31 protein-coding genes are annotated in these 26671 nt (G+C 69.5%); 12 read left to right on the forward strand and 19 right to left on the reverse strand.

Annotation, left to right across the window (positions count from 1 at the left end; all coding sequences use genetic code 11):
* A partial coding sequence (locus tag D457_RS37645) for a helix-turn-helix domain-containing protein (RefSeq protein ID WP_338043101.1) occupies nt 1-130 on the reverse strand: 130 nt, incomplete at its 3' end.
* A 48-nt stretch (nt 131-178) separates the two neighbouring features.
* Between D457_RS37645 and D457_RS0130680 the strand changes: the two genes are divergently transcribed.
* Nucleotides 179-376, forward strand: coding sequence for a helix-turn-helix transcriptional regulator (locus tag D457_RS0130680; protein WP_017584490.1), 198 nt, complete (start codon nt 179-181; stop codon nt 374-376).
* Here the strand turns inward: D457_RS0130680 and D457_RS36070 are convergent.
* The 4 genes from D457_RS36070 to D457_RS35225 form a co-directional block, all read right to left on the reverse strand.
* The gene (locus tag D457_RS36070) at nt 362-547 is read right to left on the reverse strand and encodes a hypothetical protein (RefSeq protein WP_152514431.1); all 186 of its coding nucleotides are present in this window, start codon (nt 545-547) and stop codon (nt 362-364) included. The genes D457_RS0130680 and D457_RS36070 overlap by 15 nt on opposite strands.
* Nucleotides 548-582: 35 nt before the next feature.
* Complete coding sequence (locus tag D457_RS35220; protein WP_083926910.1) at nt 583-774, reverse strand: DUF397 domain-containing protein; 192 nt, start codon at nt 772-774, stop codon at nt 583-585.
* Between the two features lie 107 nt (nt 775-881).
* Complete coding sequence (locus tag D457_RS0130685; protein ID WP_026117189.1) at nt 882-1061, reverse strand: DUF397 domain-containing protein; 180 nt, start codon at nt 1059-1061, stop codon at nt 882-884.
* The gene (locus tag D457_RS35225) at nt 1058-1807 is read right to left on the reverse strand and encodes a helix-turn-helix domain-containing protein (protein ID WP_239646265.1); all 750 of its coding nucleotides are present in this window, start codon (nt 1805-1807) and stop codon (nt 1058-1060) included. Before D457_RS35225 ends, D457_RS0130685 begins: the two co-directional genes overlap by 4 nt.
* Nucleotides 1808-2164: 357 nt before the next feature.
* Between D457_RS35225 and D457_RS34340 the strand changes: the two genes are divergently transcribed.
* The 3 genes from D457_RS34340 (at nt 2165) to D457_RS0130705 (ending at nt 3388) form a co-directional block, all read left to right on the forward strand.
* On the forward strand, nt 2165-2635 hold the full coding sequence (locus D457_RS34340) for an ATP-binding protein (protein ID WP_017584493.1): 471 nt from the start codon (nt 2165-2167) through the stop codon (nt 2633-2635).
* 74 nt (nt 2636-2709) lie between these two features.
* Nucleotides 2710-2943, forward strand: coding sequence for a hypothetical protein (locus D457_RS33835; protein WP_017584494.1), 234 nt, complete (start codon nt 2710-2712; stop codon nt 2941-2943).
* A gap of 142 nt (nt 2944-3085) precedes the next feature.
* Nucleotides 3086-3388, forward strand: a complete 303-nt coding sequence (locus tag D457_RS0130705; RefSeq protein WP_017584495.1) for a hypothetical protein — start codon at nt 3086-3088, stop codon at nt 3386-3388.
* 345 nt (nt 3389-3733) lie between these two features.
* Here the strand turns inward: D457_RS0130705 and D457_RS0130715 are convergent, their stop codons facing one another.
* Together D457_RS0130715 and D457_RS0130720 are read right to left on the reverse strand one after the other, a co-directional pair.
* On the reverse strand, nt 3734-4384 hold the full coding sequence (locus D457_RS0130715; protein WP_017584497.1) for a class I SAM-dependent DNA methyltransferase: 651 nt from the start codon (nt 4382-4384) through the stop codon (nt 3734-3736).
* A 128-nt stretch (nt 4385-4512) separates the two neighbouring features.
* Complete coding sequence (locus D457_RS0130720; RefSeq protein ID WP_017584498.1) at nt 4513-4968, reverse strand: glycine-rich domain-containing protein; 456 nt, start codon at nt 4966-4968, stop codon at nt 4513-4515.
* A gap of 172 nt (nt 4969-5140) precedes the next feature.
* Between D457_RS0130720 and D457_RS34345 the strand changes: the two genes are divergently transcribed.
* On the forward strand, nt 5141-6439 hold the full coding sequence (locus D457_RS34345) for a helix-turn-helix domain-containing protein (RefSeq protein WP_017584499.1): 1299 nt from the start codon (nt 5141-5143) through the stop codon (nt 6437-6439).
* Nucleotides 6440-6487: 48 nt separating this feature from the next.
* On the opposite strand, the gene D457_RS0130730 is transcribed toward D457_RS34345, so the two are convergent.
* The 3 genes from D457_RS0130730 to D457_RS0130740 all read right to left on the reverse strand — a co-directional run bounded on the left by D457_RS0130730 (nt 6488) and on the right by D457_RS0130740 (nt 8188).
* The gene (locus D457_RS0130730) at nt 6488-6994 is read right to left on the reverse strand and encodes a hypothetical protein (RefSeq protein ID WP_152514434.1); all 507 of its coding nucleotides are present in this window, start codon (nt 6992-6994) and stop codon (nt 6488-6490) included.
* 106 nt (nt 6995-7100) lie between these two features.
* Nucleotides 7101-7226, reverse strand: coding sequence for a hypothetical protein (locus tag D457_RS37650; RefSeq protein WP_017584501.1), 126 nt, complete (start codon nt 7224-7226; stop codon nt 7101-7103).
* Nucleotides 7227-7405: 179 nt separating this feature from the next.
* The gene (locus tag D457_RS0130740) at nt 7406-8188 is read right to left on the reverse strand and encodes an NRDE family protein (RefSeq protein ID WP_017584502.1); all 783 of its coding nucleotides are present in this window, start codon (nt 8186-8188) and stop codon (nt 7406-7408) included.
* 339 nt (nt 8189-8527) lie between these two features.
* Between D457_RS0130740 and D457_RS0130745 the strand changes: the two genes are divergently transcribed.
* The 4 genes from D457_RS0130745 (at nt 8528) to D457_RS0130760 (ending at nt 14470) form a co-directional block, all read left to right on the forward strand.
* Nucleotides 8528-11110 (forward strand): HAD-IC family P-type ATPase, encoded by a 2583-nt coding sequence (locus D457_RS0130745; protein WP_039832078.1) that lies wholly within the window; start codon nt 8528-8530, stop codon nt 11108-11110.
* A gap of 199 nt (nt 11111-11309) precedes the next feature.
* The gene (locus tag D457_RS0130750) at nt 11310-11909 is read left to right on the forward strand and encodes an NUDIX domain-containing protein (protein ID WP_017584504.1); all 600 of its coding nucleotides are present in this window, start codon (nt 11310-11312) and stop codon (nt 11907-11909) included.
* Nucleotides 11910-11991: 82 nt separating this feature from the next.
* Nucleotides 11992-12408: an ArsR/SmtB family transcription factor gene (locus D457_RS0130755; RefSeq protein ID WP_449406558.1), complete on the forward strand. Its 417-nt coding sequence runs from the start codon at nt 11992-11994 to the stop codon at nt 12406-12408.
* Nucleotides 12401-14470 (forward strand): heavy metal translocating P-type ATPase, encoded by a 2070-nt coding sequence (locus D457_RS0130760; RefSeq protein ID WP_017584506.1) that lies wholly within the window; start codon nt 12401-12403, stop codon nt 14468-14470. Before D457_RS0130755 ends, D457_RS0130760 begins: the two co-directional genes overlap by 8 nt.
* A gap of 106 nt (nt 14471-14576) precedes the next feature.
* Here D457_RS0130760 and D457_RS0130765 read toward each other — a convergent pair whose 3' ends face one another.
* Nucleotides 14577-15056: a GNAT family N-acetyltransferase gene (locus tag D457_RS0130765; RefSeq protein WP_017584507.1), complete on the reverse strand. Its 480-nt coding sequence runs from the start codon at nt 15054-15056 to the stop codon at nt 14577-14579.
* Nucleotides 15057-15161: 105 nt separating this feature from the next.
* On the opposite strand from D457_RS0130765, the gene D457_RS0130770 reads away from it, so the two are divergent.
* Nucleotides 15162-15653: a nucleoside deaminase gene (locus D457_RS0130770; RefSeq protein ID WP_017584508.1), complete on the forward strand. Its 492-nt coding sequence runs from the start codon at nt 15162-15164 to the stop codon at nt 15651-15653.
* A gap of 7 nt (nt 15654-15660) precedes the next feature.
* On the opposite strand, the gene D457_RS0130775 is transcribed toward D457_RS0130770, so the two are convergent.
* The 6 genes from D457_RS0130775 to D457_RS0130800 form a co-directional block, all read right to left on the reverse strand.
* Entirely contained in the window at nt 15661-17226 is a 1566-nt protein-coding gene (locus tag D457_RS0130775; RefSeq protein WP_039832079.1) for a multicopper oxidase family protein, read from the reverse strand.
* 459 nt (nt 17227-17685) lie between these two features.
* Entirely contained in the window at nt 17686-18012 is a 327-nt protein-coding gene (locus D457_RS0130780; protein WP_017584510.1) for a nuclear transport factor 2 family protein, read from the reverse strand.
* 58 nt (nt 18013-18070) lie between these two features.
* Complete coding sequence (locus tag D457_RS0130785) at nt 18071-18727, reverse strand: antibiotic biosynthesis monooxygenase (RefSeq protein ID WP_083926911.1); 657 nt, start codon at nt 18725-18727, stop codon at nt 18071-18073.
* Nucleotide 18728: 1 nt separating this feature from the next.
* Nucleotides 18729-20984, reverse strand: coding sequence for a xanthine dehydrogenase family protein molybdopterin-binding subunit (locus D457_RS0130790; RefSeq protein ID WP_017584512.1), 2256 nt, complete (start codon nt 20982-20984; stop codon nt 18729-18731).
* Complete coding sequence (locus D457_RS0130795) at nt 20981-21982, reverse strand: FAD binding domain-containing protein (protein WP_017584513.1); 1002 nt, start codon at nt 21980-21982, stop codon at nt 20981-20983. The genes D457_RS0130790 and D457_RS0130795 overlap by 4 nt, the downstream gene beginning before the upstream one ends.
* Nucleotides 21982-22572, reverse strand: coding sequence for a (2Fe-2S)-binding protein (locus D457_RS0130800; protein WP_017584514.1), 591 nt, complete (start codon nt 22570-22572; stop codon nt 21982-21984). Before D457_RS0130800 ends, D457_RS0130795 begins: the two co-directional genes overlap by 1 nt.
* 343 nt (nt 22573-22915) lie before the next feature.
* Between D457_RS0130800 and D457_RS0130805 the strand changes: the two genes are divergently transcribed.
* A complete protein-coding gene (locus tag D457_RS0130805) occupies nt 22916-23665 on the forward strand; it encodes a potassium channel family protein (protein ID WP_017584515.1) in 750 nt (249 codons plus the stop codon).
* Nucleotides 23666-23752: 87 nt separating this feature from the next.
* Here D457_RS0130805 and D457_RS0130810 read toward each other — a convergent pair whose 3' ends face one another.
* Nucleotides 23753-24763, reverse strand: coding sequence for an aldo/keto reductase (locus D457_RS0130810; RefSeq protein ID WP_017584516.1), 1011 nt, complete (start codon nt 24761-24763; stop codon nt 23753-23755).
* A 111-nt stretch (nt 24764-24874) separates the two neighbouring features.
* Here D457_RS0130810 and D457_RS0130815 point away from each other — a divergent pair, with 111 nt between their 5' ends.
* Nucleotides 24875-25639 carry a TetR/AcrR family transcriptional regulator gene (locus D457_RS0130815; RefSeq protein ID WP_017584517.1) on the forward strand — a complete coding sequence of 255 codons (765 nt, stop codon included), beginning with the start codon at nt 24875-24877 and terminating at the stop codon, nt 25637-25639.
* 81 nt (nt 25640-25720) lie between these two features.
* Here the strand turns inward: D457_RS0130815 and D457_RS0130820 are convergent, their stop codons facing one another.
* Nucleotides 25721-26335, reverse strand: a complete 615-nt coding sequence (locus D457_RS0130820) for an FxsA family protein (RefSeq protein ID WP_017584518.1) — start codon at nt 26333-26335, stop codon at nt 25721-25723.
* Nucleotides 26336-26671 lie beyond the last annotated feature (336 nt).

The following is a 26671-nucleotide window of genomic DNA, read 5'->3' on the forward strand; positions in this document are numbered from 1 at the left end:
CCATGGTCCACCAGTCGTGGAGTGCGTTCCACAGGGCGCGGGCGGCATGCCCCTGCCTGTCCAGGGCCTCGGCCTGTTCGGGGGTCGGGTACAGCCGGTACTTGATGCCACGCTGGATCTTCACACCCACCCCCTTTACCCAACTCTCTTGGGTAAATTTTACCCTACGCTGTTCGGTATGGAGTACTTGACGACGAAACAAGCCGCTGAACTGCTCGGAGTGTCCGAGCGGACGGTCTACTACTACGCCCGGGACTACGACGACTTCCCCGAACCGGACCGGTTCGGTCGCACCCTCATGTGGCAGGGCGATCCGCTGGAGGAATGGCGCCGCAGACACCCCCTCAAGGAGCAACGCGATTCACCCCCGATCTGAAGGCCGGGGCACTCTCGCTACATCCAGGTAGTCGAACTTCCCCGAGAGCGTCCCGGAAAGCTCCAGCTCGGGAAGTCGCAGGGCGTCGAGCACGGAGGCGGGGACGTTCACCAGGTGAGCCCGGCTGCCTTCCTTGACGCCCATCTTCTGGGAGACCGTTCGCTGTGCCATGCCCCGAACGCTAACCGGAGGCACTGACAATTCGTTCAGAAGCGCGACCGCGACAGCGCTGCCGTTCTGATCAGGGACACCCATTCAGCACCCGGAACAGACAAATACCCCATCTCTCGGTTTCGAGTGTCCCGAACCCAAGTCTCGGCACCCTCCGAAACCTCCACACAGTGCCCGCCGCTGCCATTGCTGTAGCTGGACTTGCGCCAAACCCGCGCTTCGCTCACATGAGGTCCTTGGTCCTAGGAAATCGTTCGGCCACCGGTATACCCTGACCAGGAACAAAGGAACGTCCCCCGCCAACTGCACTGGCGGGGGACGTTCCTTTGTTCGGCTACTCGGCGGAGGCCACCGCACCCAGCAGAGCCGTCCACTCGGTACCGGACACCGAGAGGTGCCCCGCCTCACGGTTCTGGGTGTCGCGGATACCGGTGACTTGGCCCTCTGAGACCTCCACACAGTTTGCGCCGTTGGCGCTGTAGCTTGACTTATGCCATGCGGCGGTTGTGCTCATGCCAGCTTCCTAAGTACGTCCAGCGAAAGTGCCACCGGGAGCGACGCAGCCAAAGCCCATGTCACCTCACCGGTAAGCCGGTCGTGGTGGGATTCGTCGTGTACCACGTTACCGTCCGCATGATCGCTGACGGCAGCGATGTCTCCAGTGACCAGCCGGAAGAGCATCAAGGGGCTGGCGGGCACCAGCAAGGCCGACCCCTCGGGAACAAGGTGGATCGCGACTCGTCCAGATTCGGCCCATTTTATGAGATGGGCCGCTTGTTCACGGCGAAGTGACTCAGGCAAGCAGGTGATCGCCGCTGCTGGAAAAATCGCCGTCACACTCAAGTCGGACAGCGTACCAAGGCGCTCCGTGCGCAGGTCAACCAAACGCCCGATTTCCGCAGCCGAAGCCCCGGGCATCCCTGCACGAAAGATCGCCTCTGCCAAAGCCGGGCACTGGAGGTAGCCAGGCACCATCGCTGGCGTGACGATCGTGACGTGACGCGCGCTCCGCTCGATCGATTCGAGATCTTGAGCCCACTCAGGAAGGCCAGTTCCCTCCAAGGTGCGCCGAAGAGCTGCCAGGAGCAGTTTGGTGGCATTCGGAACCCCTTCCGTCTCAAGCGCACGCCCCAAAATTTCCACATTGTCTCTTTTGGGCGTACCCTTGCCGAGTTCCCATCGATTGACACTGGCGTGTGATGTACCACTTCGGTTGGCGAGCTGTCGCTGCGTAATCCGCGTTGAACTACGCAACCTCACGAGGCACTCCTGGAACGGGGTTACCATTTTTTGCTGGGGAGGGCGGCCCATGTGAGACAGAATACCAACCCAATCTCACCTTGGCACAAGTAATCTCGACATCCACTCGAATTCTTTGAGACACCCAACTCGGCGGGCATTCTGTCTCACAGCGACCGCACCAAATCGAAGTGTGAAGAGCACTCGAAGGGCAGCTTGACCGAACAGCGACTTCTTGTTCATGAGCAGGCAAGCGAGCGCGTTCGGAGGCCCGGTTCTTGCACGGTGCGCTCCACACCCGACAAAAAGCTCCGGGGTCGAAGTCGAGAGCGGCCCCGGAGCTAGGATCCCACCCCGAACATACCGAGGTGAAGACGCATGAATGGTACCCAGCAACGCCCACCAGCACCACAGGACCGCTACCCGCGCAGGCTCAGGCTCGAACACCCCACCCAGCACGGCATCCTCCTCGACCACACCCGCGACTACCGCCCCCTGACCAACTGGTGCCGCAGCGCCCTTCCCTCCCACGGAGCGCGCCTGTCCAAGGTCGCTCGCCTGCTGGTCGAGAACTCACACCAGCACAGCCGCTCCGGCCTGCCCGGCGGCACCGTCCGCGTCGTCCTGGACCAGAGCCGCCACCTGCTCCCCCACCTGTTCGTCACCGACCAGGGCCCGCTGGAAGCCAACACCATCGACTACCCGCGCCTGAATGCGCGCGACCCCCGCTCCGGGCTGGCCGTCGTCGAAAAGCTCTCCGTCTACTGGGACTTCTCCTGGGACTGGGACGGCCAGCGCATCAAGAGCACCACCATGCAGGTCGTCTTCGACCTCACCGCAGACCGCTAACGGCCTCCCGCAGGGGCCGGACACAACCGAACCCGGGTCCGGCCCCCGACCAACCAATCCACGCAAGGACACCCGTGAACACCGAAGACGACCAGTTCCCACCGCACACCCGCCAAGAGCGAGCCGACACCAAATTCGACACCCTCTCAGAAATCCTGCGCGAGGCCCGAAGCCCCGAGATCGACCCCCGCAGGTCACTGATCGCCGCTGACGAGGCCTTCTCCCGCCTGCACGCCTGGATCTCCCGGGGAGGTCTCCTCCCCCAGCCCTGGCACCACCACGACTGCCCTCGCTCCCGCAACAGCTGACCCCGCACCTGCCACACCCAGGCCCCGGCCCCTCGGGAACCTAAAAAGGGGCCTGGAAAGCGCAGCCACGCTTCCCAGGCCCCACAGCAATCCCGAATCCCAGAACTCACATGTTCAGAAAGCAGGATCGATGACTCACCCTATGCCCGCAACCCGTCCTCCGCGCAGGACTTCCCAGCACCCGCCAGGCCCGGCCTGCGACTCCTGCACCCACCGCACCTGCCGGACCCTGCGCGCCCACCACCTGCCCATCATCGGCGGCCAGCGCACCGAATTCGCAAAGGAACACCAGCAGGCCGCCGCCCTACAGGCCCTCAACCCCCACCTCCTCATCTGGTGGGGCGAACACTCACAGTCCTACTGGGTCGCCACCACCCAGGGCCTGACCCAGGCCACCAACCCCGGCTACCTGCTCTCCCTCCTGGACCCCTGCCCCAGCGCATGAGAGCGCCCGTCAAACAACAAAAGTCGGATGTCCACCCCCACGTGCGTGGGGCTCACGAGAAACCCCTGACTGTGGGCCAGCTGCGGGCCTTGCTCGCCGGGGTCGGTGACGACACCCCGCTTCGCGCAATCCGTGAGCGAGGGCTGAAGAGCACACGAATGGAGCACGAGATCGTGATCGCTCGACAGACACTCAGGGATATGTCCACGGGAGCCCGGAGCCAGTTCGGGCTCGTGCTCCGAAGGAGGTGAAGACCTAAAAGAGCAACGGGCGTGCCCCAGCACCAGGGCTGTCTGCCTCCGCTGGCGGGCAGGCCTCCCCAGAGCTGGGCGGTGTCTCAAGGGCTTACCGGTGAGCTACGCCGATGAGCGTACCGACATAGTCGAGTTCGGGCGCTGGCTCCACCCACACCTGGGCGTGCTCGAACCCTGCGGCACGAAGGAGTTCCTCCCACTCCCCGGGTGCGGCGGCCCACTGGTGCAGCCACACCCGCCGCCCCTTGAACCCACCCCCGTACATGCCCTGCGGGCCGGACGACCCAGGCACCGGTTCGGCATGGGAGAACACCAACCGTCCACCCGGCTCCAACCGCTCCCGCACCAGTGGCAGAAGCACGTGCGGGTTGGTGAACCACACCGCGCCCCACACCGAGTAGATCGCATCCCACCGCTGCTCGGTCCCGCGCAGAAACTCGATTACGTCACCATGATGGAACCGTGCCCCCAGCGGCTCCCACTGCTCGCGCGCCTGCTCCACCTGGACGAGCGAGACATCGACACCCTCCGTCTTGACCCCGCTCCGAGCCAGGGCCGCGACCTCGACCCCGCGGCCGCAACCCAACTCCAACGCGGAGCCCGCATCCCCGAGCAGCTCCCTTCCGGGGCCGTGACCGTCCCACTGGGTCCACCCGAACGCCGTGTCCAGGTCGGATTCGGCGGAGACGCCGCTGGCATAGCGGTCCCAGTACTCGGTCACGGTGGAGGTCGGGTTGGCCATGAGTGGTCCTTGGGGTCGGGTGTGCAGGATTCCGACCCACGGTAGCCACGGCGGCTGTGTGGGGGCAGGGGAACACGTGAACGGGCCGGCACCGAATCGGTACCGGCCCCTCGTGATGGGTGCCAGGTTCAGTGGCAGTTGCTGCCCGGGTGGCAGGGGGTGCACTTGGCGGCGTCGCGGTCCCACAGCGGCCAGTCCACCGTGAACCCGTTCGCCTCGATGATGTGGGCGGTGCGCTCCACGGAGCCGTCGTACTTGAACGCGATCTCGGGCACGTGCTCCAGGAACTTCCCGTCGAAGTGGGTAGTGCAGAACTGCCGGTAGTTCACCGTGTCCAGGATGAACCCGTGCACGGCGATGTCCACGAGCGGCCCACACCCGATCTCCAGACCCTGCCCCCACCTCTCCATGGCGGTGATCAGGTACGCCACCGCTTGGCCGAAGCACCGCTCGGCCATGACGGTGTCCCAGGGGTGGTCGCGGGTGAGCAGAAGGATCTGCCGCTCCCACACCTCAGGGCGGACGAAGCTGTGGGGGTCGCGGATGGTGGCTGGGGTGGTGGGCGTGTCCACGATGGCGGTCATCGGTCACCTCTTCCGTGTCTCCCGGCGGGGTGGTGCCGGGCTGTGAACCCAGCAAACGCCGCCCCTCGGAGAGGATCAATGCGGCCGTGCTGAGCGCACATTGACCCGAAAGGCAATCTTGTGCAGCTTCCCGTGCGGGTATGGTCCTCGACCCGACCCCCAGGAGAGCGACGTGAAGGTCAGCAGAGCCACCCGTGCCCAGCTCGCCCGCGAGGCCTCCCGCATCCGAGCCGACCAGCAACGCCACGGAGCCCCGGTCCCCGCCATCACCGACCAGATCACCCGCACCCTTCCCATCACTCCGTTGGAGGCCTGGCGGCTCGCCTACGGCTGGTCCCGCCGCCACGTCGTGGAAGCCGTGGGCGAGATATACCGCTCCGACAGACTGGCTCCGCCCGGGCTCACCACCGCCATGCTGTGCCGGTGGGAACACGGGCACGCCCGCCCCGGCCCGGAGTACGTCTACGCTCTAGCCCGCGTGTACGGGATCCCCCCGACACAGTTGGGTTTTCCCCTGCCCACGGGCAGCCCCGGTTGGTACGGTCACCCCATACCGCAGCCGCGACAGGAGCCCCACATGCCCCCCGAGTACCCTGAGCTCACCGCCGTCGCCGACAGCATCGCCCTGCACGGCCACGACGCTCGGGGAGACCTCGCCGAGCAAGCCCTGGAGTTCTACACCCAACGCTACAGCGACTTCCCACCCCGTGTTCTGGCCGCGGAAGTCGCGCGCTGCCGCTCCCTGCTGATGACCCATACTGGCCCGGATACCCGCCGGGTTCTGGGATGGATGTCCGCCCTGCTGGGCAACCTCGCCCACCACACCGCTGACCCCGCCGGAGCGCTCATTCACCTGGGCACTGCTGCCCGAGTCGGAGAACAAATCGGAGACCCTCACCTGAATAGCTGGGCATTGGGGGCCCAGTCAATGGTCACCATGGCCCGAAGCCGTCCGATCGAAGCCCTTGAACTCGCTGATCGAGCCGCTCATCACGCCAACACACCGCTGCGCGCCGCGCAGATCACCGCTTGGTGCCGCCTGCGCCCGTTGGCGGCCTTGGGCGACACCGCCGCCCTGGCCGCACACACCGCCCGGGCCCGCCAGGACATGGACCGGGCCGAAGACGAACCCGGCCGCTTCGGGTTCGATCGCGCAGAGTTCGAGCTGCATCTGGCCGAGGCCCTGCTCGGACAGGACCCAGTGCGGGCTGCTCAGCACGCGCACACTTCTGCTTCCCTCAAGCGCTCCGGGTCGCCGGGCTGGGCCGCAGCAGTGACCGTTCACGCCCGCGCCCAGGCATCCCAGCGTCAGGCAGAAGATGCCGTCGCCCTGGGGGAGAGCGTGTTGGACACGGTCCCCCCAGGATCGCTGCGCGCCACGACACACCAGCGTCTGCGCTCCCTCCTGGGCGACCTGGGCGGACACCCGGGCGGAGGAACACTCGCCGAGCGGGTTTCTCTGCTGGCCTGATCACCCACTCACAGAACAGTGCCCCGATCACCGGGTGGTCGGGGCGCCTCAGACGCCCATCATGATCAAGATCGCGGCGAGCTGTTCCGCGCAATCACGAGGGGCCAGTTCATCCGGCACTGATTCTTCCAATGCCTCCAGCAGGCTCATGGTCGACTCGTCCGAACGCCCCGCGTCTTCCACCCGCACCAACGCGAGCGCAACCATGTCACCGATCTCTGTTCGGGTCTGGTCACACTTTGGCTCCACTGCATCGAGCGCCTCGGAGTAGTCCTCGATGCTGAGGTCGTCCAACGGAAGACGGTGACCTGCGTCTATGACGGCGAGCAGGTACTCCATGTCGTCCTCTGCCCACTCCTGCGTCTCCGGTTCGGGATCAGCGGCCTCTCGCTCTGATTCCCGCTCCGGTTCTGAGATTTGCTCTTCGGCGACTTCAACCTGTTCTGGTTCATCTTCGCCGATCGCCTCGATGACCCCACCGATCAACCCCATCCCAAGCAACACGCCGACCACGATCACCCACCGACGTTTCCACCACGGTTGCTTCTCTTCCATAGAAAACATGACTCCTGGGCTAGGGACAGTAGTGGTGGGACGCTATCTGCTGTCTGCCGGGTGGCGTGGGAAAACAGATCAATTACGGGCACCTGGGCAGGAATTCCTACCTGCACTTGTCCGCCAGGAAGTCCTCCGTGACGTCCCGGGACACCTCGATGTCCTCACCGCGCCGGGTAGCCCGTTCCTCGAACGTTCCGACCACGGTGGTCACCGCCAGGTTCTCGTTCACTTCCTGCGACCCACACAGCTCCAGACGCGTAGCTGTGTCTAGCTCGCCCGACCCAGTGGGGGCAGGTGCGCAACGTCTGGTGTGGGAGTACGTCACCAGAGGAGCACGGTCATCGTCCAGTACGTCCGCGAAGGAGCCACCCCCACCGACCCCGCAGCCCTCGCCTCCGCCTTCCCTGCTCAGGTGTCGATCAGCTGCCAGGACTCCAGGACCGCTGGGGTGTCCGTGAAGGCGTAGCGAACCACGTCTCGGTCCAGGGCGATCAGGGTGATCGAGCCCGTGGCCCAGACCTCTCCGTTCCCCAAATCGGCGTGGGCGATCAGGGCTGAGGGGTCTCCGCCCGGGGTCGTTCCTGCTGAGCGGGGTTCGGAGTTGGCGGCCCTGGTGATCAGGCCCGGCCACTCCCCCCAGATCTCCTTGACCGTGCGGGCCGTGGACAGGTCCGGGTCGGGGCGGGTGCGATCGAACTCCGGGGTGTGGCGGGCCGAACGGGGGTCGGCGGGGTTGAGGCCCGTGTTGACCAGGGTGGTGACGCCTCGGGGCAGGGCTCGGGTGTCCAGGCACCGGCCGTCCCAGCTGTACAGGGCGGCGCTGTGCGCGTCCGCGTCCAGGAGGTGGAAGGGGGCGTAGCGGGTGGGGTCCTCACCGGCCAGGGCGTCGCGGTTCTGGTTGCTCAGGGTCTTGAGGGGCAGGTCGCCCCGGCTGGCCGGGTAGGTGCCCTCCCAGGGCATCGTGCCGTCCCAGGGCCAGCCGTTGAGCAGCGCGGCCATGCGTTCGCGTTGGGGGTCGACGGCGAGCCAGGTGCCTCCGGCCAGGCGGTCGCGGCCGCCGATGAGCTGCGGGCGCTCCGGCCAGTGCCGTGCGGGCCAGTCCCAGGGACGTGAGCGCATCTCGTCCCTGAGTGCGGCGACGACCAGCGGTGTCCTGGCCTGCGGGTCGAAGCCGACGATGACCGTACACATCCTGTCTCCCATGCGTTCAAGGTCCCTTGGCAAGGACTCTACGACGCGGACGGCGTTCGCGCCCGTGTGGGGCGCGATCACAGGTCCGGGTAGTGCTGGCCCCCAGATGAAGAGGGTGCTCCGCGCCCGGGCGCCACGGCGGGTGGCTCTTCTAGTCTGGATTCTCCCTAGTCTTGTTTGCATTGACGTTGGGGCCCGGCTGAGCGGGGGTTTCGTCGGCCCGGCCCCTGTTCGCCTTCCTTGCCCGACCAGGAGTCATCCGTGCCCGAAGAAGCCGATCGGACCGAACGAGGTCCGACCCCGACTGCGACCGACCCGGCACCGGTCCGGTCAGCTCTCATGGGGCCGCCCCCTGAACCGGGGTTGTCGCGGGAGGAGGTGGCCGAGCGCATCGCGGCCGGGCGGACCAACGACGTCCCCGTCCGGGCGAGCCGCAGCGTCGGGCAGATCATCCGGGGCAACGTCTTCACCCGCATCAACGCGATGATCGCCGTGCTATTCGCGATCATCGCGGTGATCGGCCCGGTCCAGGACGGGCTGTTCGCGCTGGTCATCGTGATCAACACACTGATCGGCATCGTCCAGGAGCTGCGGGCCAAGCGCACCCTGGACAAGCTCGCGATCGTGAACGCGGCGCGCCCGCGGGTGGTGCGCGACGGTGAGACGGTGCGGGTGGCCACCCAGGAGATCGTCCTGGACGAGGTCCTGGAGGTCGGTGTCGGCGACCAGATCGTCGTGGACGGTGTCGTGACCTGGGCCGGTGGGCTAGAGGTCGACGAGTCCCTGCTGACCGGTGAGGCCGACCCGGTGCTCAAACAGCCCGGGGACACGGTGATGTCGGGCAGTTTCGTGGTGGCGGGGGCCGGGCGCTTCCGGGCCACCAAGGTGGGACGCCACGCGTACGCTGCGCGGCTGGCCGAGGAGGCGAGCCGGTTCTCGTTGGTGCAGTCGGAGCTGCGGTCCGGGATCAACAGCATTCTGCGCTGGATCACGTTCGCGCTGTTCCCCATCGGCGGCCTGCTGATCTACAGCCAGCTGTTCATGAACGGGCACGTCGCGTTGGACCAACCGGTCTCCGGGGGGATCTCGGGGCCGTTGGCCGACGCCCTGCGCGGCATGGTGGCGGCGCTGGTGTCGATGATCCCCGAGGGGCTCATCCTGCTGACGAGCATCGCGTTCGCGGTCGGGGTGATCCGGTTGGGCCGCCACAAGTGCCTGGTGCAGGAGCTGCCCGCGATCGAAGGGCTGGCCCGGGTGGACGTGGTGTGCACGGACAAGACCGGCACGCTCACCGAGGTCGGCATGAGGCTGACGGAGATCCGCGACCTGGGCGGTGGCCGGCCGCACGAGGGCGCTGATCCGGTTGCGAGCGCTCACAGCAACGGGAACGGTAACGGCAACGGCGCCAATGGCAGCGCCGACAGCAGCACCGGTAGCAGCGCGGACAGCCGTGCCGGGCGGGTTCCGACGCTGGTCTCCCCGACCCGGGTGCTGGCCGCGCTGGCCGCCAGTGACCCCGACCCGAACCCGAGCATGGTCGCGATCGCCGAGGGCTGCGCGGCCGGCGGGCAGCAGGCACCGGGCTGGACCGTGACCGCGCTGGCCCCCTTCTCCTCCGCCCGCAAGTGGAGCGGCGCCAGCCTGATGACGCCCTCCGGCGAGCAGCACTGGGTGCTCGGCGCCGCCGACGTCCTCGCCGAACCGGACTCCCCCGCCGCCGCCGAGGCCGCCCGCCTGGGCGCGCAGGGCCTGCGGGTCCTGCTGCTGGCGCGGGCCTCGGTCCGGGTGGACGAGGACGCCGCCCCCGGAAGTGTGGAGCCGGTGTCCCTGGTGGTGCTGGACCAGCGGGTGCGTGAGGACGCCGGGCCGACCCTGGACTACTTCTCCGAGCAGGGCGTGGACGTCAAGATCGTCTCCGGCGACCACGCCGCCTCGGTCGGCGCGGTCGGCCGTGAGCTGTGCATGGACGGGGCCGACCGGCCGTTGGACGCCCGGGATCTGCCCGAGGACGACGAGAAGCTGGCCCGCGAGGTGGAGGACCACTCGGCTTTCGGGCGGGTGACCCCCGAACGCAAGCGGGACATGGTGCGGGGCCTGCGCGAGCGCGGGCACACGGTGGCGATGACCGGTGACGGGGTCAACGACGTGCTCGCGCTGAAGGAGGCCGACATCGGTGTGGCGATGGGCTCGGGCAGCCCGGCCTCGCGCTCGGTGGCCCAGCTGGTGCTGTTGGACAACAGGTTCGCGGTGCTGCCCCGGGTGGTGGCCGAGGGCCGCCGGGTGATCGGCAACATCGAGCGGGTGGCCGGCCTGTTCCTGACCAAGACCGTGTACACGATGACGCTCGCGATCATCGTGGGCCTGCTGGCCGTGGCCTACCCCTTCTTCCCGCGGCACGCGACGCTGATCAACGCGGTGACCTTCGGTATCCCGTCGTTCTTCCTGGCTCTGGCGCCCAACACCGACATCGCCCGGCCGGGGTTCGTGCTGCGCACGCTGCGGTTGGCGATCCCGTCGGGCATGGTGGCGGGGTTGGCGGCGGTGACGACCTACCTGTTGGTGCTGGGCGGGCGGACGGTGCCCGACCCCGCGGACCGCACGGCGGTGGTGATCACGTTGTGCGCGACCACACTGTGGGTCCTGCTGCTGGTGGCCAAGCCGTACGTGTGGTGGAAGGTGCTGCTGGTCGGTTCCATGGTGGGGCTGCTGACCCTGGCGATGGTGACGCCGTGGGGGCAGTGGTTCTTCGAACTGGACGTGAGCGACCCGACCAAGGTCCTGACCGGTCTCGCCGTGGCGGGGGTGGCGATCGCGGCGATCACGGTCATCCGCGTCGTGGACGACCGGATGCTGGCCAGATCGCAGGCCCGGGCCGATGAGAAGGAGGCCAGGGAACGGGAGGCCGCTGGTCACCTGTCCTGACCCCGGGTCACTCCTGACCTGGACGCAAGGGACCCGCCACGGAACGTTTCGGTTCCGGGGCGGGTCCTTTTGTCGGGGAAGCTCGCGGGAAGTGCAGATTCTGTGACCACCTCGTCACTGGTCAGCGTGGGAGCTGTTCAGGGCGGCTACCGAGCCGCGATGCTGGGGGCGCCACGTGTCTGGATCGACAGGAGCCACATTGAGCATCCCGAACACGCACATCCGCGCCGTGCTGGACGGCTATCTGGAGCGCTTCCCGAAGGAAGTCGACGCGGCCGGTCCCTTGCTGCGGGCGCTGGACGGCGAGCACGAGCTCTCCTCGCCCAAGGAGTTCCGTGTCGGGCACGTGACCGCGGGGGCCGTGGTGCTCGACCCGTGTTGGCGCGTGCTGATGGTCCGGGAGGGTGACCGGGGGCCCTGGTTGTTGCCGGGCGGGCACCTGACCGCTGAGGACGGCGCGTTGGGCGAGGCGTCGCTGAGCCGTCTGACTGAGGCGACGGGGCTGGTGCCCGAGCAGGTCGAGCCCGCGGCGGACCCGCTCCCGTTGGACCTGGACACCTTCCGGATCCCGGAGGATCCGGAGCGGGGCGAGCCCGAGCACGAGCACTTCGCCTTCCTGTACCTGTACCGGGCGACCGCGGCGACGGTGCCCACCGGGGACGGAGCCGGCGGAGTCCTCGCCTGGCGTCCGCACACCGATGTGCCCTCGGCCCGGTTGGCGGCGAAGATCTCCCAGACTCTGGCGACAAGCCGCGCGGCGACCGCTTCCCGGGAGCCCGGTGAGGTGACTGGGGTCTGAGGCGATGCCCGCCTAAGTCCGCGGTCCGATGATGCCTCCCCTTTGATTCATCGCCAGAACTGAATATGATCGCCATATGGCGATGGATAATGATGACGGTGTGGAGGGGGCCTGCGCGGGCTCCGGACTGGACGCGGCCGAGGCCCTCTTCCACAGCCTCTCCGACAGCACCCGGCTCGCGATCGTGCAGCGCCTGGCCCGGGGCGAGGCCCGCGTGACCGACCTCGTGGAACAGCTGGGCCTGGCCCAGTCCACGGTCTCCAAACACGTGTCCTGCCTGCGCGACTGCGGACTGGTGGACGGGCGCCCGCAGGGACGGCAGGTGTTCTACTCACTGAGCCGTCCCGAGCTGCTGGATCTGCTCGCCGCGGCGGAGACCCTGCTGGCCGCGACCGGTAACGCGGTGGCGCTGTGCCCCACCTACGGAACCGACAGCGCGACCGCGACTGAACGAACGGACGCGGTGGGCGGAACCGGTGCGGCGGTGCGTGATGAGTGACGCCTGCTGCGGTGGTGGCTCCCCTGCCTCCGCCAACCCCTCCACCGAAGCAGCCGCCCCCGAAGGGCCCACCCGGCTCTGGCAGGTCGGTGAGATGCGGTTCGCCGCCGTCGCCGCACCCCTGCTGCTGGCCGGGTACGCCGCTGGCTGGTTCGGTGCGCCCGAGGGCATCGCGCTCCTGCTCAAGTCCGCCGCGCTGGTGGTCGCCGCGTGGACGTTCGTCCCCTCGACCCTGCGGCGCCTGTTCCGGTCGGGTCCGGCCCGGAACCGGATCGGGGTCGGCACCCTGATGACCCTCGCCGCCGCCGGGGCCGTGGCCCTGGGCGAGGTCGGCGAGGCCGCGATGCTGGCCGTGCTGTTCACCATCGCCGAGGGCCTGGAGGAGTACGCCGTCGCCCGGACCCGGCGCGGCCTACGCGCCCTGCTGGACCTGGTCCCGGCCCGGGCGACGGTACTGCGCGAGGGGGTCGAGCTCACCGTGGCCCCCGACGAGCTCCGCCCCGGCCAGAGGCTCGTCTTGCGCCCCGGTGAACGACTGGCCACCGACGGCGTGGTCGCCGAAGGACACACCAGCCTGGACACCTCCGCCGTCACCGGGGAGTCGGTGCCGGTGGAGGTCGGCCCAGGGGAGGAGGTGTACGCCGGATCGGTCAACGGCACCGGACCGCTGGAGGTCACCGTGACCGCCACCGCCGAGGACAACTCCCTGGCGCGCGTGGTGCGGATCGTGGAGGCCGAGCAGGCGCGCAAGGGTCGGGGCCAGAGGTTGGCCGACCGGGTCGCCCGCCCCCTGGTGCCCGGGGTGATGATCGCCGCCGCCTTGGTGGCGGTGCTCGGCTCGCTGTTCGGCGACCCGCTGACCTGGATCGAACGGGCGCTGGTCGTGCTGGTCGCGGCCTCCCCCTGCGCTCTGGCCATCTCCGTCCCGGTGACCGTGGTCGCCGCGATCGGTGCCGCCTCCCGCCAGGGCGCCCTGGTCAAGGGCGGTGCGGCGCTGGAGGCGATGGGCCGGGCCGGTGTGGTTGCCCTGGACAAGACCGGAACCCTGACCCGCAACGAACCCTCCGTCGTCGAGGTCGCCACCGCACCCGGATACACCCGTGCGCGTGTGCTGGAGTTGGCCGCCGCTCTGGAGGCCCGCAGCGAACACCCGCTGGCCCGCGCCGTCCTGGCCGCCCATCCCTCACCCGTCCCTGCCGAGGACGTCCGGGCCGTACCCGGGTCCGGCCTGACCGGGCGGGTGGACGGCCTGGCGGTGCGACTCGGGCGCCCCGGCTGGGTTGCCCCCGGGACCCTCGAAAGCGCGGTGGAACGGCTCCTGGGCGCGGGCGCGACCGTGGTCCTGGTGGAGGAGGCGGGTGCGGTGGCCGGTGCGATCGCCGTCCGCGACGAACTCCGCCCCGAGGCCGCCGGTGTGGTCGCCGAACTGCGCCGCTCCGGTTACCGGGTGGCGATGCTGACCGGGGACCACCGCGCCACGGCCGAGGCCCTGGCCGCCGAGGCGGGGATCGACGCGGACGAGGTCCACGCCGGGCTGCTCCCCGAGGACAAGGCCCGGGTGGTCGGTGAACTACGGGTCAGCGGCCAGGTGGTGATGGTCGGCGACGGGGTCAACGACGCCCCGGCCCTGGCCAGTGCCGACCTGGGTGTGGCCATGGGTGCGATGGGCACCGACGTGGCCGTGGAGACCGCCGATGTCGCCCTGATGGGCGAGGACCTGCGCAACCTGCCCCGGGTGCTGGCCCACGCCCGCCGCGCACGGGTGGTGATGTGGCAGAGCATCGGGCTGTCGCTGGCCATCATCGTCGGCCTGATGCCGCTGGCGCTGTTCGGGGTGCTGGGGTTGGCGGCAGTGGTCTTGGTGCACGAGGTGGCGGAGGTGGTGGTCATCGCCAACGGCATGCGTGCCGGACGCCGCCGCCCGGTGGCCGGGGAGCCGGGCCCGGGAACCACTCGCACCTCGACCACCGGGCCCTCAGCCGCCGGACCCTCAGCCGCCCACGAGGTGCAGGCCCGCGACCCCGACCACGATCGCGGCCAGACTGAGCAGCCGTCCCGGTGAGGCCGACTCACCGAGGAAGAGCATCCCGGCCCCGGCGACGCCGACCACCCCGACACCAATCCACACAGCGTCGACGCTGCCGGCCGTCTCCGGGCAGCCGCTCGGTTCAGAGAGCCTTGAAGTAGTTGACCACGGGCAACCCGGTGTAACCCGCGCTCTCGTAGGCGGCGCGGGCAGGGGCGTGGCCCGGGTCGCCGCCTGTGCTGATCAGGGCGGCCTTCATCCCCTCCGCGCGCATGTACTCCTCGGCGAACCGGATGAGCGCCGCACCCACGCCCCGCTCCTGCTGGTCGGGGTCGACCGCGAGCATGTGCAGTTCCCCGGTGCTCTCCTTGTGGTCGAGCTTGACGGTGGCGAACCCGGCAATCCGGTCGGTCACCGCCACCCACGCCCGGGTCTCCTCGGCGTCCAGGTCGGCCTGGACGTCCCGGGTCTGGGTCCTGCGCCAGTCCCCCACGGTCAGGGCGTAGATCTCGGTGCCCAGCACCTTCTCCATCGAGGCGTGTACGGGTTCCCAGGCACGCAGGGCCAGGCCGACCACGGCCTCCCGGTCCTCGGGGGCATAGGCGCGAATGCTGATGTCCATGGGCGGCAGCGTAGCGGTGCCCTCTGGCTCCCGGACAGGGATTTACCGGGGCGCGGCGGGCGCGCGCGGTACGGTGGCGCCGAACTCGGATCGAAGGGGCAGACGATGGTGGACGAGACCGATCTGCGGCATCTGCGGCGCGCGGTGGACCTGGCCGCGCAGGCGCTGGACAAGGGCGACGAGCCGTTCGGTTCGGTGCTGGTCGCCGCGGACGGGAAAGTGCTGTTCGAGGACCACAACCACGTTGCCGGTGGCGACGCCACCCGGCACCCGGAGTTCGCGATCGCCCGTTGGGCCGCCGAGAACCTCTCCCCCGCCGACCGCGCGGCGTCGACGGTGTACACCTCGGGCGAGCACTGCCCGATGTGCTCGGCCGCGCACGCCTGGGTGGGGCTGGGCCGGATCGTGTACGCCAGCTCCTCCGAGCAGCTGGGCTCCTGGCTGGCGGAGTGGGGCGTCGTACCCGGTCCGGTGCGACCGCTGCCGATCACCGAGGTGGCCCCGGGGCTGCCGGTGGCGGGCCCGGTCCCCTCCTTCGCCGAGGAGATCCGGGCCCTGCACGCCCGCCTGCACGGGCGCACCGACGATCGGACTTGATCACGTCTCAGTGGCCGCCGTGCCCGCCCGCGTGGCCGTGGCCCGCATCGATCCCCAGGTCGCGCGAGACCTCGTCCTCCGTGCCGGGTTCGACCACCAGGAACTGGCCCATCATTCCCTGGTCCTCGTGTTCCAGTAGGTGGCAGTGGTACATGTACGGCGCCTCGGGGTCGACGTGCTCTCCGAACTCCACCGCGATCCGAACCGAGGTGTTGGGCGCCACGTAGACGGTGTCCTTGCGTCCGGTCAGCTCCGGTGGGGGTTCGGCGCCGTCGATGTCCAGGACCCGGAAGGCCACGTCATGGATGTGGAAGTTGTGCACGACGCTCGGGTTCTCGATGGTCCAGATCTCGGTGGCGCCCGCCGGGACCACCTCGTCGATCCGGGACATCTCCATGGAGGCGCCGTTGATGTGCGCGGTGCCGCCGAGCGTGAAGACGCGTTCGGTGGCGTCCTCGGGCGGGGTGATCTCGGGGGTGGTGGCCAGCTCCGCGGGAACGGGTTCACCGGGTGTGAGCTCGCCGGCCGCTGTCAGGCGCAGGATGTCGAACTCGTCGTCGGCCCCGGCCAGCCGGTCCTCGGCGAAGCTCCCGGCCTGCTTCGGGGCGTAGCTGCGCAGCACGACGTCGTCGCCGGGGCTGAAGTCGACGACGATCTCCGCCCGCTCCCCCGGTGAGAGGCGGATTCGGTCCAACTCCACCGGCGCGGGCAGGAGCCCGGTGTCGGTGCCCACCAGTTGGAAGGCGCGGTCGTCGTCGAAGCCGAAGTTCATCGAGCGCGTATTGGAGCCGTTGAGCACGCGAAGCCGCACTCGTTCGCTCTCCACCTCGAAGTAGGGGTCGTGGGTGCCGTTGACCAGGATCTGATCGCCCATCAGCCCGTAGGTGGCCTGCATCCACAACGGCCCCGTCGCGTTCAGGTCGAGCTCACCGTCGGATCGGAAGGAGCGGTCCTGGACCAGGAGGGGAAGGTCGTCCACCCCGTAGTCGCTGGGCAGCACCCCGGTGACGTCGTCGTCCTCCACGATGATCATCCCGGCCACGCCCCGGTACACGTGCTCGGCGGTGGCCCCGTGCAGGTGGGGGTGGTACCAGAGGCTGGCCGCGGGTTGATCGACGGTCCACTCCGGGGACCACACCTGCCCCGGTTCGATCTGCTGATGCGGGCCTCCGTCCATGGCGGCGGGCACCCGCATGCCGTGCCAGTGCAGGGTGGACGTCTCGGGCAGGTCGTTGGTGACGTCCATGGCCACGTCGTCCCCGCGCTCCAGGCGCATCGTCGGGCCGAGGTAGGCCCCGTTCACACCCCAGGTGGCGGTCTCCTGCCCGGGAAGGAACTCGCTGGTCCCCTCCTGCATGGTGAGATCGAAGCGCTTACGCCCGTCCTCGTCGATGACGGGTTCCAGCTCGGGTGGCACGTGTAGTTCGTTGGTGAAGGAGAGCTCACCGACGTTGGTGACTCGTAGGGCCGAGTACACCCAGATCCCGGTACCGGTGAGCATGAGGGCGAGCACTGCCACCACCGCGACCGTCCACAGGACGATCCTTCGCAGTAGTCCAGGTCGCTTGGGCATGGATGAACTCCAGGGGGGGTCGCCGAGCGTGAGGGGCTGCTGTGTAAGGGCTCCAGTCTTTCGCTCTGTGTAGCCGGAGGATATCGGGGCTTGCCCCGGAGAACTCCCCCAACCGCCCCTTAGCCCCCGCTCGGGGACTCCCCGAATCCCACCCCGAACAGCCGAACCCGGCCAGGGCCCGGGGCTGCCGACGGCGGGCCCGGTCCCCCTCCGCCGAGGAGATCCGGGCCCGCCGCGCCCGCCTGCACGGGCATACCGATGATCGAAACTGATCACTTCGATCAGGAGCCGTCGGTCGCTGATTCTGTCGGCCGAAACGCCCCTGGTCAGGGTTACGGCCCACCCTCGAACCGGCTGTAGCACCGGGTCGATATCGATGGCCCCGGTAAGCGACGGCACCGGACCTCAGACCGCTGAGGAGCGCCCCAGGGCATCGCTTGCGTCCGGCCTGGGTCCGGGTCAGCCCTCGCGGATGGTCATGCGGGTGATCTGGTCGCCCTGGACGCTGAAGGCGAAGGAGCTCAGTCCGTTGGCGTAGTTGGAGCGCCAGTCGCCTACCACCGTGACGCCGTCGCCGGTGGGTTCGGCCGACTGGACGGTCAGGACGCCCCGGGCTCCGATGAACTCCTTGTCGCTCCAGCGTTTGATGGCGTCGCGGCCCTGGAACTCGCGCCCCCAGTCGTCCACCACCCCGTCCGTGGTGAAGGCGTCCAGGAAGCCCTGTTCGTCGTGGTCGTTGACCCTGTCGATGAACGAGGCCACCGGCTCGGGGATGCTCACACTCATGTCCGTCTCCGTGTCTGGGATGAATCTCGGATGAATCTGGTCGTACTTCGGGTGGGTCTCACAAGTCCGGGTAGAGCCAGGACCTCAGCAGTCTGCTCAGCGTCGGCATCAGGGCGTAGGTGAGCAGGGGCGCCATCACGGTCGGCAGCACCACCGTCCGCAGCGGCAGCGGCCAGTCCTGGAACAGCGGTGCCACGAAGGCCGTGAACAGCAGCACGCACGGGTAGACGGCGGTGAAGGACACCAGCGCCATCTTCCACTTCGGCGGCGGCCGGACGGCGGTCCTCGGCAGACTGAACCAGGTCTCCATGCCGGTGGTGTGCACCCTGCGGTCGGCCTCGGCGGCGATGCCCTCCAGTTCGGCGATGGTCCTGGCGCGTTCGGGTGAACCCAGCCACGCCTCCAGGGCCCGGCTGCCCGAGAACCGCAGCAGGGCGTGGTAGTGGCCGCCGGGGTCGTCCGGGGCGATCCAGGTGACCCCCTGGTGTCCGGGGAAATCGGCCGCCACCTGGTTGACCCGGTGCAGCCACTCCTCGAACTCCTGCTCCCGGCCCGGGGTGACGTTCCAGGTGAACACCACGGTCACCGGCTCCTCGGCCGGGCCGGATCCCGCGTCGTTCCCAGAGCGCCCCGAACCGACACCAGAACCTGTGCCCGGACCGGGACGCGGCCCGCCTGTCGCGGCCGCGTCCCCCTCGCTCTCTCGTGCGGACATATCAGGCGGGCTCCATCACCGACTCGACGGTGATGGGCAGGTCGCGGAACCGGCGACCGGTGGCGTGGAAGATCGCGTTGGCGATCGCCGCCGCGGCCCCGACCTGGCCGATCTCGCCCACGCCCTTGACCCCGAGCGGGTTGACTACCCGGTCCTCGACCTCGATGGTCTCCACCACCACCTCCGGGGCGTCGGCGTTCACCGGCAGCAGGTACTCGCCCAGGCTCGGGTTGGCCCAGCGCCCCTGGTTGGGTTCCATGTGGGTGGCCTCCAGCAGCGCCTGCCCCAGGCCCCACAGCATGCCGCCCATGAGCTGGCTGCGCGCGGTCCTGGGGTTGAGCACCCGCCCGGGGGCGAACACCCCGGTCATCCGGCGCACCCGGACCAGGCCGAGGTCCGGGTCGACGGCGACCTCCGCGAACTGGGCGCCGAAGGTGCCCGTGCCGTAGCCGCTGTCGGGGCCCGGCGGGTGCCACTCCCCCACGGCCTCGGCGTCGAAGGTCATGTTGCGGCCCAGCATCTCGCCGTAGGTCTCCCCCGTCCCCGGGGCGCCGCGCAGGGACATGCGCCCGTCGGAGACCTGGATCTGACCGGGGTCCGCGCCGTGCAGCGGGGAACCCTCGTCGGCGACGGCCTGCGCGATGAGCTGGTCGCGCAGCTTGACCGCGGCGACGTGGACGGCCGCGCTGATCGCGCCGGCTCCCGCGGAACCGACCGCGGCGACCGTGTTGGGCAGTTCGGTGTCGCCGTAGTGGACGGTGACGGACTCGGCGGTCAGGCCCAGGCCCTCGGCCCCGACCTGGCGCAGGATGGTTCCGGCCCCGGTGCCGATGTCGGAGCAGCCGGTCTCGAGGACGGCCCGACCGTCGGCGTAGACCCGGGCGCGGGCGCGCTGCGGGTTCATGATGCCGTACACCGGGTAGATGGCGCTGGCCATCCCGGTGCCCAGAAGCCAGTTGCCGTCCCGGCGGGCGCCCTGGACCGGGCGCGGGTCGCGCGAGGCCCAGCCGAAGAGTTCGGCGCCGCGCGCGTAGCACTCTTTGAGCCCCTTGCTGGACCAGGGGTTCCCGCTCTCGGGGTCGGTGTCGGCGTGGTTGCGCAGCCGGAGTTCGATCGGGTCGATGCCCAGTTCGTGGGCGAGCTCGTCCATGGCCGTCTCGATGACGAACGCTCCGGTGCCCTCACCGGGCGCGCGCATGAACGTCGGGGTCATCGTGTTGGACCGGAACAGGCTGTAGACGCCCTCGAAGTTCGGGCAGGCGTAGAGCTGTGCGGCGGGGCCCAGCGACGGCTCGGCCCAGTCGTCGTAGTGGGAGGTGGGCGAGAGCTTGCGGTAGCGGAGGGCGGTCAGGGTGCCGTCCAGGCGCGCGCCCAGGGTCAGGGTGTGTTCCTGTTCCTCCCGGTGGCCGGTGTTGCTGAACGTCTGGGTCCTGGTCAGGGCGAGGGTGACCGGGGCGCGCACGTGCTGGGCGGCCATCGCCGCCAGGGTGGGGTGCGCCCAGATCATCGCCTTGCCGCCGAAGCTGCCGCCGACGAACTCGGCGATCACCCGTACGTCCGAGGGCGGGATGCCCAGCAGTTCGGCGACGGTGAGCCGGGTGGCGGTCGGCCCCTGGGTGGTGTCGTGGATGGTGAGCTTGTGGTCGTCCCACACGGCGGTGGCCGCGGAGGGTTCGATCGGGTTGTGGTGGTTGGCCGCGAAGTGGTGGGTGTTCTCCAGCACCACCTGGGCCTGGGCCATGCCCTGTTCGACGTCGCCGCGGTCCATGCGGCCGGGGACGAAGCCGCCGAAGATGCGTTCGGCCTCGTAGGCCTGCCCTCGGCCCTGGTCGATGGTGGTGACCCAGGGCTCCTCGGCGTAGCTCACCTCGACGAGTTCGGCGGCGTGCTCGGCCCGTTCCAGGGTGTCGGCGACGACCATGGCGACCGGCTGGCCCGCATAGTGGATCCGGTCGTCCTGCATCGGGAAGAAGCTCTGCCCGTGCGCGGTGGTACCGGCCAGGGACGGGATCAGGTGCGGCTGCGCCGCGACCCTGGGCAGGTTCAGGTGACTGAGCACCGCCAGGACGCCCTCGGCCGCGAGGGCCCGCGTGCTGTCGATGTCGGTGATCCGGCCGCTCGGTACCTCCGAGCACACCAGTACGGCGTGCACGGTTCCGGACGGGTGGTGTTCGGCGGAGTAGCGTGCGGCTCCGGTGACCTTGGCGTGCGCGTCGACCCGGGGCAGGTTCCGGCCGATCTGCGGTGGGATACTCATACCGTCCCTCCTCGGGTCCGCGAGGCGACCTCGGTGAGGGCGCGGACCATGGTGCGCTGGGCCAGCTCGATCTTGAATCCGTTCATGCTCCGCGGAACGGCGTCGGAGAGTTCGGCCGCGGCGGCACGCGCGAACGCCTCGGGTTCGGCGGTGGCGCCAAGGAGCATCTGTTCGGCGCGCCGGGCCCGCCAGGGTTTGGTGGCGGCGCCGCCCAGGCCCATCCGGACCTCGGTGACGGTGTCGCCCTCCATGCTGAGCGCGACGGCGGCGGAGGTCAGGGCGAACTCGTAGGATTCACGGTCGCGCACCTTCAGGTAGTGGGAGGTGCGTGCCATGGGCAGGGCGGGCAGGTCGATCGCGGTGATGAGCTCGCCGTGCCCGATCGGGTGCTCCAGGTCGGGTGTGTCGCCCGGGAGCAGGAAGAAGTCGTCGAAGGCGACCGTGCGCTCCCCTTCGGGGCCGCGCAGGCGGATGACCGCGTCCAGGGCGGTCAGGGCCACGGCCACGTCGGACGGGTGGGTGGCGATGCAGTAGTCGCTGGTGCCCAGGACCGCGTGGGTGCGGTTGACGCCCTCGATGGCCGCACAGCCGCTGCCCCGTTCGCGCTTGTTGCAGGCCCGGTCGCCGTCGCGGAAGTAGGAGCAGCGGACCTTCTGCATGAGGTTTCCGCCCATGGAAGCCATGTTGCGCAGCTGGGCGGAGGCCCCCTTCTCCAGGGACTCCGAGACCATCGGGTAGCGTTCGCGGACGACCGGGTGCGCGGCGACGTCGCTCATCCGGGACAGCCCGCCCAGTCGGATACCGCCGTCGGCAAGCTCCTCGATGGCGGCGATGGGCAGGTCGTTGATGTCCACGACGCGGCGCGGGCGGACCACGCCGATCCGCAGCATGTCGACCTCGGTCGTGCCGCCCGCCAGGTATTCGCTGGTGGGGTCGGCGGAGACGTCGGCGATGGCGGAGTCCATGTCCGAGGCGCGGGAGTAGGCGAAGGAACGCATCAGGCCTCCCCTCCCTTTCCGGTTCGGCCGTCCCCGGCATCGCGGACCTGGCAGATGGCCTTGCGGATGTTGGGGTAGGCGGCGCAGCGGCAGATGTTGCCGCTCATCCACTCGGCTACCTCTGCGTCGTCGCCGTCGTGCCCCTCCTTCATGAGGGCGACGGCCGACATGAGCTGGCCTGGTGTGCAGTAACCGCACTGGAAGGCGTCGTTGTCGACGAAGGCCTGCTGCATCGGGTGCAGGTCGTCCCCGTCGGCCAGGCCCTCCACGGTGGTGACCTCGTGGCCTTCGCAGGCGACCGCGAGGGTGAGGCAGGCGACCACGCGGCGGCCGTCCACCCACACCGTGCAGGCGCCGCACGCGCCCTGGTTACAGCCCTTCTTGGGGCCGGTGATGTCCAGGCGCTCGCGTAGGGCGTCCAGCAGGCTGACTCGGGGTTCGAGTCGGACGCGGTGGGTCGCGCCGTTGACGGTGAGGAGGATGTCGGCGGCTTCGGGTCCGATCTCGCCCCGTTCCCGGTCGGCCGGGGTGGCCTGGAGCGGGATCGCGGGACCGGCGACACCGGTCCGTCCCTCGCGCGGCGGGGTCATGACACCTCCCGGGCGGTGGGGTTGTGGAGATCGGGGTCCCGGAAACCGGGGCCGCGGAGATCCGGGCTACAGAAACAGTGGAAACGGTGGCCGGGCATGGGATGTCCCCCTGGAGTACGCGGATGGTTCCTGGTCGGCCTCCAGCGCCGCAATGGGCACGGCTGAGGGTGGAGGCCGTGATGATGCCACTCCTTGGGAATGCTTCCAGGTCAGGGGTTATACGGGCATCGTGTGCGTCCCAAGGTCGCGCAAACAACTCCTGTGCCTCGCCCGGTCGCGCCGGCTGCCGGGCTAACCTCCCTGCGACCGGTGGAGTCGTAGCGGAGGAGGCGGGGGAACGGGTATGCGTGGTCGCCCCGGGCTGTCGCGGTCCCTGGCCTGGTTCCTGGCCGCCGCCGTGCTGTTGCATTTCGCCTACCCGCTGACCCTGAACGGGCAGGTGTGGGCACTGGCGTACACACTCCTGTACCCGTTGGTGGCCTTCCTGGGTCTACGCGTGGTCCTGCCGCCGGGGAAGCGTCTGCTCCCCGTGGCGGTGTTCTCGGTGGTGTTCCTGGCCTCCGGGTTCTGGGCCGCGTTCAACCCTGAGGCCCCGATGGCCCGGCTCGGACTCTTCTCCGCCATCGTGCTGTTCCAGGGCTACCTGATCCTGGCGCTGCTGACGTTCGTCTTCACCTACGGACAGCGGCACCGGAGCAGCCACGGCCCACAGTTGATCATGGCGGCGATCTGTGTCTACCTCCTGCTGGGTGGGCTGTTCGGGGCCCTGTTCGGCCTGATGGAGGCGCTGTGGCCGGGCGGGTTCGAGAACTCCCTCGAACCGAACGCACCGGTGACCTGGCAGGACCTCAACTATCTGAGCTTCGTCACCCTGGTCACCCTGGGATACGGCGACATGGTTCCGCTGGGGGCGTGGGCACGCTCGTTGGCCGTCTGCGAGGCCGTGATCGGCACCCTGTTCCTGGCCACCGTCATCGCCCGCATCGTGGGCGCCTACGTCTCCCCTCCCGGGCCGGAGCCCGATGGCGGCGATCCCACCAAAACCGACTACCCCGACTCCCCCGGACCGGGCCCGCCCGCCGGGAACGGCTGAGCGGGCCCGCCTCCGTGGTTTCGAGGCTTCGGGAACTCGGGAGAGTCAGGACCCAGGGGCTCGGAGCCCGAGGGCTCAAGAGTTGGTTCAGGAGGCGGCGGGTTCGCTGTCGAGCGAGGCCATCAGGAAGCTGGCGTAGCGCTCTCCCGCGACCTCTTCCTGTGGGACCGCGGCTTCAATGGCGGCCAGGTCGGCCGGGGACAGAGCGATCTGCGTGGCTTCCAGGGACTCGGTGAGCCGGTCGCGGCGGCGGGCGCCCACGAGCGGGACGATGTCCGTGCCCCGGGAGGCCACCCAGGCGATGGCGACCTGGGCGACGGTGGCGTCCAGGGACTCGGCCACCTCGCGCAGCGCCTCGACCAGGCGCAGGTTGGCGGTCAGGTTCTCGCCCTGGAAGCGCGGGCTGATCCCCCGGAAGTCCCCGGCGGTGAGCTCGCGCTCGGGGTTCCAGTGGCCCGAAAGCAGGCCGCGGGAGAGGACCCCGTAGGCGGTGATCCCGACCCCGAGTTCCCGGGCGGTGGGCAGGATGGCGGCTTCGATACCGCGGGAGACCAGCGAGTACTCGATCTGCAGGTCCGCGATCGGGTGGACCGCGGCGGCCCGGCGCAGGGTGTCGGCCCCGACCTCGGACAGGCCGATGTGGCGGACGTACCCGGCCTGGACCATCTCGGCGATGGCGCCGACGGTGTCCTCGATCGGCACGTCCGGGTTGAGGCGGGCGGGCCGGTAGATGTCGACGTGGTCGGTGCCCAGGCGGCGCAGCGTGTAGGCGAGCCGGTCCTTCACTCCGGCCGGGGTGGTGTCGAAGGGGGCGTGCTGGAACGCGCCGGTGGGGTCCTTGCGAACCCCGAACTTCACGCTGATGACGGCGTCGTCGCGGTCACGGGTGCGCAGGGCCTCGCGGATGAGCAGTTCGTTGTGGCCCTCGCCGTAGAAGTCGCCGGTGTCGAGGAGGTTGATCCCCGCGTCCATCGCGGCGTGGATGGTGGCGACGCTCTCGGTCTCGTCGGCCGGACCGTACAGGTCGGACATGCCCATGGTGCCGAGGCCGAGCTCGGCGACGGCGGGTCCGGTGGTGCCCAGGGTGCGGTGACGCATGGTGTTTCCCCTCTCCGCGAGCTGCCGAACAGCCCGCGTTTCCAGTGATAACGCCACAACGTTAGCACTGATATCGATCAATGGAAACACTTTTCTGTTATCGTCGATAACATGAGCGCGGAGAGCAGACCGGAGGACCGGCCGGGCAGCAGGTCGGACAGCAGGTCGGACAGCAGGGCCACGACCAGGGAACGGATCATCACGGCGGCCGCGGAGCTGCTGGCCGCGGAGGGGCGCGAAGCCGTCTCCACCCGGGCCGTGAGCCAGGCCGCCGGGGTGCAACCTCCCACGATCTACCGGATCTTCGGGGACATGGCCGGGCTGCTCGACGCCGTCACCGCCCACGCCTTCGACGCCTACCTGAAGATCAAGGCCACGCACCCGCCGGGCCCGGACCCGGTGGCCGACCTGCGCGCGGGCTGGGACACCCACGTGGAGTTCGGGCTGGCCAACCCCGAGCTGTACAAGCTGATGTACGGTGCCCCCGCCCCAGGGCACGAGCCGCAGGCCGCCCGTGAGGCCGCCTCGCTGCTGCGCGGGCTGATCAGGCGGATCGCCGAGCAGGGGCGTCTGGCCGTGGACCCCGAACTGGCCGCGCAGATGGGCCAGGCGGCCAACAGCGGTGTCGTCCTCCTTCTGATCGGCACACCGGAGGACGAGCGCGACCCCGAACTCTCCCCGCGCACCAGGGAGGCCGTCCTGGCCGCGATCACCACCGGGTCGGAGGACACCGACTCGGGCGAGACCGCCCCGGCCGGGGGCGCGGCGGCCCAGGCCATCGCCCTCCAGACCGGGATCGAAGCGATGACCGACCGCTTCTCCCCGGCCGAGCTCTCCCTGCTCACCGAGTGGCTGGGCCGCATCGCCCGCACCTAGCACAGAACGAGGCCCGCCGTGGAGTGATCCGCGGCGGGCCTCGGTTCCGCTGAGGGCGTGCACGCCCCGGGAGCCGGGAAATCAGTTCCTGTCGTCCTCTTCGGGTTCGAACTGGCCCCGGATGACGCGGCCGCGGTTCGGGGTGGGGCTGTCCTGGTCGGACGGGCCCGAGGTGGGGCCGCCCTGGGCAGAGCCTCCAGGGTTGGGGCCGAAGGGGTTTCCGGGCATGCCGGAACCCGCCGGGCCACCGGGGCCGAAGGGGCTCTGGCCCGGGATGGTGGCGCCGCGGGCGGCGTACTCCTCGTTCACGCGTTCCTGCATCTTCTTCATCCGGCGGACCGCCCAGCCAGCAAACACCCAGCGCAGGGCCGGCCGGGTGAGCGGGGTGGCCAGGAGCAGGCCGACGGCCGCGGTGAGGAAACCCGGGATGACCAGCAGGATGCCGCCGGCCATGAGCATCAGCGGGTCGAGCAGACCCTTGCGGGGCTGCTCTCCGGTGCGCATCGCCTCGTCGGCCTGCTCGATGACCTCGCGGAAGGCCCGGCCGGTGCGGCGCAGCACGGCCACGCCCAGGATCATCAGCGAGGCCAGGGCGGCCAGGGTCCACGGGACGCCGATCTGACCGCCGACCCAGATCATCAGGCCCACCTCAAGGAACGGCAGAGCCATCAGTGCCAGCACAATCAGCAGTGGCATCGCGAACCATCCTCAAATCTCGTGGACCGAACTACGGGTCTCCCCCTGGTGGGAAGAACGTCCCCGTGGTGTGAATGGTTCCCGGCACAGGGCCGCTCACGCACACGGGATGTCCTTCCCTGACGCCCATCTGGCCGGCGTCCTCTGCCGGCGCAACAGCCGCGACGAAGGAGTTCGGACAGCTGGGATGGGGGTCCAGGGCCGGGTCCGAGTCCGAGTCCGCCCGCGGGGTTCAGCCCGACGGAGCATGTCCCTCAACCCCTGTATCCCCCGTGATCTTGCTACCAGGAGCAAGTTCGGCGGGTGGTTTCTAGTATCTGTTGCAATGAACCTGAT

Origin of the sequence: Nocardiopsis valliformis DSM 45023, assembly GCF_000340985.1 — a bacterium.
In the GTDB taxonomy this organism is placed as follows: Bacteria; Actinomycetota; Actinomycetes; order Streptosporangiales; family Streptosporangiaceae; genus Nocardiopsis; species Nocardiopsis exhalans.